Below are 5,651 nucleotides of genomic sequence, written 5' to 3'. Positions count from 1 at the left end.
ACTTTAAATATTGCTATTCATTTCTTTTATAATTCACAAATTTTATTTTTAAGTGGATATTTTAGAATAATTATGTTAATATGTGCAACAAAAAAAAATAGCAAATTAAAGCAGATTATTGTAGCTAACAAAACCAAGTCAGTTATAAGTGTAATACTATTTAGTCTTTTAGAAATAAGTTTAGATAGTTTAGGCTTTTTAAATGAATTAAAAAATAACAATTTTTTATTAAGTATTCATTTAATAATTATTATCATTGGTTATTTTATATTTAATGTATTATGGATTAAAAAAAGTTTAAAAAATAAGGAATTGGCATATATATTTATAAGTTCTAGCATTATGTTTTTATCTATAAAAAGAATTTATATAATCATTGATAAAATATTTTTAAAAAAATATTTTATTAGTAGTTATGAAGAAATATTAATTTTATTAACTATACTTTCAGTAGTTTTATTGATTTTAGGAATTCTTTTTGAAATGATAAAAAAAGTACATAAAAGTAATATTTTAGAAGAAGAGCTTACAGTATTTTATAATTTAATGGAGTTTAACTACCATAATTCTATAGTTTTATATGATTGTAATAAAAAACTTATTTATGCTAATGAAAAATTAAGAGAAAAATATTGTGAAAATAAAACTGTAGGAAAGAAGGAACAATATAAAGAATTAGAAAATTACATGGAAAAAATAATAAATGAATTTAATGTTATATCTATATTAGATATAATAAATGAAATTGAAAAATATAATGGTTGGAAAACTACTTTAAATATAAAAGGTAGATTTATAAGAGTTGAATGTCAAAAGCTTCGTGTAAAAAGCAACAAATATTATTATGCAGCATCTCTTTGTGATGTAACAGATGATTATGCTATACATAAAAAAATAGATAAAAGTAAGCCTATAGTTCAAAATATAACTGAAAATATTCAAGATTTAATAATTGTAACAGATAATAATTATAAAATAACCTATGTGAATAATGCAGTTACAAAAACTTTAGAATATAGTGAAGAAGAATTAATTTGTAAAAGTATAGAAAAGATTATGTTAGAACAATATGTTGATAAAGTTATGACTTCAGAAGGCAGTAGAGTAGAGTGTGGTTTGATAAAAAAAGAAAGTACAGAATTTTTACCAGTAGAATGTATTAATAGCGAAATTTTAGGAGAAAATAATTCTGTTTTAGGTAAAATATTAGTTTTTAGAGACTTAACTATTAGCAATGAGATTAATACATTAACTAAGAGGTATAAAGAGGTTAAAGCTTATGAGGAAGCACGTAATGAATTTTTTGCAAATCTTTCTCATGAATTTAGAACACCGTTAAATATATTTTATTCAACTATTCAACTACTAGACTTAAAATGCGAGAAAAATTCTAAGGAATTTAGTAATGAATATAAAAAGTATAGAACAAGTTTAAAGCATAATTGTTATAGAATGCTTAGACTTATAAGTAATATTATTGATGTGACTAAGATAAACTCTGGAGCTCTTAAAGGAGAGTTTGTTAATTATAATATAGTAGATTTAATAGAAAATGTAACTATGTCTATAATTCCTTACGCTAAAGTTAAAAATTTAACTGTTGTTTTTGATACTTTAGAAGAGGAGATTTATATTAAGTGTGATTTAGATAAAATAGAAAGAGCTATTTTAAATATGTTATCAAATGCAATAAAATTTACTAAACCGGGAGGTAACATATTAGTGAAAGTTTCTAAAGATAATGAATGGGTATATGTTAATATAAAAGATACTGGAGTAGGAATTCCTTTTGAAATGCAACAATTCATATTTGATAGATTTGTACAAGCTGACAAATCATTAAATAGACATAATGAAGGTAGCGGTATAGGGTTATGTGTTGTTAAATCTATAATTGAAATTCATGGTGGCGAAATAAGACTTAAAAGTGATGGAGAAAATGGTAGCGAATTTATTATTAAAATACCAAATGATAAATTAGATAATTTAGCGACAAATAAATTTGAGCATAATATAGACAATGAAAAGGTTGAATTAGAGCTTTCAGATATTTATGAATTATATTAATCAATGATAATAAAACTATTAAAGTCGTGATTTTATAAACTATATAATCATGGCTTTTTTTATATGAATATTTGGAAATAAATACGATTACCTGTTTATTAATGTAATGGGTTAATATATAATAGAAAATGATTAGGGAGACTTATATTTAGAAAGTGAGGAAGTAAAATGGTAGTTTTAGTATCAGGTGGTATGGGATATATAGGTAGTCATACTGTAGTTGAGTTACTTAATAAAGGGTACGAAGTTATTATTTCAGATAATTTATATAATAGTAAAGAATTAGTTAAAGATAGAATTGAAAAAATAACAGGTAAAAAGGTGAAATTTTATAAATCAGATTTAACTAAGGAAAATGAAGTAGAAAAAATATTTTCAGAAAATAATATAGACTCAGTAATACATTTTGCAGCATTAAAAGCCGTTGGTGAGTCGGTAGCAAAACCTTTAGAGTATTATTTTAATAATTTAACTAGCGCATTAACAGTTTTAAAGGTTATGAAGAAGTATGATGTTAAAAATTTTGTGTTTAGTTCATCAGCTACAGTTTATGGTGAAGCAAAAGTTGTTCCAATTCCAGAAGATTATAATCCATTATCAGCAACTAATCCATATGGTATGACAAAATTAATGATAGAAGATATTTTAAGAGATATATATAAAGCCGATAAAAGCTTTAATTTAGCAATTTTAAGATATTTTAATCCAGTAGGAGCTCATGAAAGTGGTATGATAGGTGAAGATCCAACTGGTATACCAAACAATTTAATGCCATATATAACTAAAGTTGCTATTGGAGAGTTACCGGAATTAAATGTTTTTGGTGAGGATTATGATACTAAAGATGGTACAGGTGTTAGGGATTATATACATGTAGTAGATTTAGCAAAAGGTCATATATGTGCTTTAGAAAAGCTTAATAGTAATAGTGGTCTTGTAACATATAATTTAGGTACAGGTAATGGATATAGTGTTTTAGAATTAGTTAGAGCTTTTTCAGAAGCTAGTGGTAAAGAAATACCTTATAAAATTGTAAATAGAAGACCGGGAGATATTGCTGTTTGTTATGCTGATCCTACTAAGGCTAATGAAGATTTAGGGTGGAAGGCTGAAAAAGGAATTAAAGAAATGTGTGAAGATTCTTGGAGATGGCAAAGTAATAATCCAAAAGGTTATAATTAAAACTTTTAAATGTATTAGTTAAAAATTAATATCAAAAGAAAATAATATATATGAATATTGAGTATAATATTTATATAATGATGGTTAAGGAGAACTGTTTCATGGGAAAAAAAATTAGGAAAGCAATTATACCAGCAGCTGGATTGGGAACAAGATTTTTACCAGCTACAAAAGCACAACCGAAAGAAATGTTACCTATAGTAGACAAACCTACTATACAGTATATTATAGAAGAAGCTATTGCTTCAGGAATAGAAGAAATACTTATAATTACAGGAAGAAGTAAGAAGTGTATAGAGGATCATTTTGATAAATCAGTAGAGCTTGAAATGGAACTTGATAAAAGTGGAAAAAGTGAACTGTTAGAGCTTGTTAGAGATATTTCTGAAATGGTTGATATACATTATATAAGACAAAAAGAACCAAAGGGATTAGGTCATGCTATAAGATGTGCTAAAACATTTGTAGGAAATGAACCTTTTGCTATTCTTTTAGGTGATGATGTAGTTTATAATGAAAATAAGCCTTGTTTAAAACAATTAATAGATTGTTTTGATGAATATCAAACAAGCATTTTAGGTGTTCAAACTGTAAATAAAAAAGATGTTTGTAAATATGGTATAGTAAATGGGCTTCATATAGAAAATAATGTATATAAGGTTAAAGGATTAGTAGAAAAACCATCAATAGAAGAAAGTCCTTCAAATATAGCTATATTAGGACGATATATAGTAACTCCACAAATATTTGATATCTTAGATAACACAAAACCAGGCAAAGGTGGAGAAATTCAGTTAACAGATGCACTTCTTAAGCTTATAGAAGGAGAAGCTATGTATGCTTATACTTTTGAAGGAAGAAGATATGATGTTGGAGATAAACAGGGGTTTTTAGAAGCAACTGTTGAATATGCATTAAGAAGACCAGAGCTTAAAGATGGCTTTATAGAGTATCTAAAGAAAATAGTTAAATAATACATTAAAGTTTATGGAATTAAGTCTATATCTTATTTTAGTTATTAATCTAAGATATAGGCTTAATTTATTTTGAAAATTTAATTTTAAAATATAAAATGTATGAATAATATTAAATTATAATAAAAATATAAAATTTATATAAAATTTTGTAAGTTATAAGAAAAAGGACAAATTTAATTATATAGAGAGAATTGTCTAATTTTAAAATTAGATAATTAAAATATTAAAATTAAAATTGGGTATAATTTTGTGGATAACTTTAAAAAGTAAGAATATGTCTTATATAAAAATGTGGATAAGTTTTTAAACGTATACAAAAAGATGAGACAAATATTTTTATATACTTTATAAAAAATGTTGAATAAATAATAAAAAAATCAAAAAGCAAATTAATATAAAATAATAAGACAAAATAAAGAATTTATAGTATAATTTAGATGATTTTCTTAAAAAACCATTTTAAATAAACAATATTGCACATAGAATATTATAAGGAGTGGTATAGTTGAGGAAAAGAAGAAAACTTAAAATTATTATGTTAACTATTTTTTTTATATTTTTAATATCTATAGCAGGTTCAACATGGTATATTTCAGATTTACTAGGTAAGATTGATGCTGTATCAATAGATAAAAACAATGTAAGTGCTAATAAAGAGTTAAAGAATAAGTGTAAAAATATAAAAAATATTGCTTTATTTGGAGTTGATAGCGATAAAAACAATGGAAGATCAGATTCTATCATGATATTAACTTTAGATGAAGTTCACAATAAATTAAAGTTAACATCAATTATGAGAGATTCTTATGTGAATATACCAGGATACGAAAAAGATAAAATAAATCATGCTTATGCATATGGTGGACCTGAATTAGCTTTAAAAACAATAAATGAAAATTTTAATCTTGATGTAACAGATTTTATATCTGTAAATATGGAGTCTATTAAAAGCATTATAGATAAACTTTCAGGGGTAGAAATTCCAATTAAAGAAGATGAAGTAGAATTTATATCAGAAATAAAAGAAGCTGGTGTGCATAAATTAAATGGAGAACAAGTATTATCATATGCGAGAATTAGACATGTAGAAGGTGGAGATGCAAGGAGAACTGAACGACATAGAATTATTCTTAGTTCTTTATTTGAAAAACTTAAAGGAACTAACTTAAAAGAATATCCTAGCCTTATCAATGAATTTCTTCCATATGTACAAACTAATTTATCTTCAACAGATTTAATAAATTTAGCTACAAATTTTGCAAAATTAATACCTAATGGTTTAAATACAGCTAGATTTCCAAAAGATGAGCAAATGAAACAATTATATAAAAATGGGGTTTATTATTTGGCCTTTGATGATAATATGAAACTTCAAATACAAAATTATATCTTTGAAGATATTTCATAATAAATAATTAAATATAT

At 24.4% G+C, this 5,651-nt stretch carries 4 protein-coding genes; all 4 read left to right on the top strand.

Translation table 11 applies throughout. The features are described from left to right. The coding region (locus tag GBZ86_RS11935; RefSeq protein ID WP_207707447.1) for a sensor histidine kinase at positions 1-2,067 on the top strand (2,067 nt) is incomplete at its 5' end. A 168-nt stretch (positions 2,068-2,235) separates the two neighbouring features. Continuing rightward, positions 2,236-3,249: a UDP-glucose 4-epimerase GalE gene (gene galE / locus GBZ86_RS11930; protein WP_152890950.1), complete on the top strand. Its 1,014-nt coding sequence runs from the start codon at positions 2,236-2,238 to the stop codon at positions 3,247-3,249. Positions 3,250-3,350: 101 nt separating this feature from the next. Next, a complete protein-coding gene (gene galU / locus GBZ86_RS11925) occupies positions 3,351-4,223 on the top strand; it encodes a UTP--glucose-1-phosphate uridylyltransferase GalU (protein ID WP_152890948.1) in 873 nt (290 codons plus the stop codon). 508 nt (positions 4,224-4,731) lie between these two features. Continuing rightward, positions 4,732-5,634 carry an LCP family protein gene (locus tag GBZ86_RS11920; RefSeq protein WP_234885162.1) on the top strand — a complete coding sequence of 301 codons (903 nt, stop codon included), beginning with the start codon at positions 4,732-4,734 and terminating at the stop codon, positions 5,632-5,634. Positions 5,635-5,651 lie beyond the last annotated feature (17 nt).

The sequence above is a fragment of the Clostridium tarantellae genome (assembly GCF_009295725.1).
In the GTDB taxonomy this organism is placed as follows: Bacteria; Bacillota; Clostridia; order Clostridiales; family Clostridiaceae; genus Sarcina; species Sarcina tarantellae.
The sequence above is the reverse complement of the archived record's forward strand: the minus strand, read 5'-3'. Positions and strand labels throughout refer to the sequence as shown.

Excerpts from the sequence above, each read along its gene's own strand:
- galU (WP_152890948.1), top strand. The coding sequence starts at position 3,351 with ATGGGAAAAAAAATTAGGAAAGCAATTATACCAGCAGCTGGATTGGGA.
- galE (WP_152890950.1), top strand. The coding sequence starts at position 2,236 with ATGGTAGTTTTAGTATCAGGTGGTATGGGATATATAGGTAGTCATACT.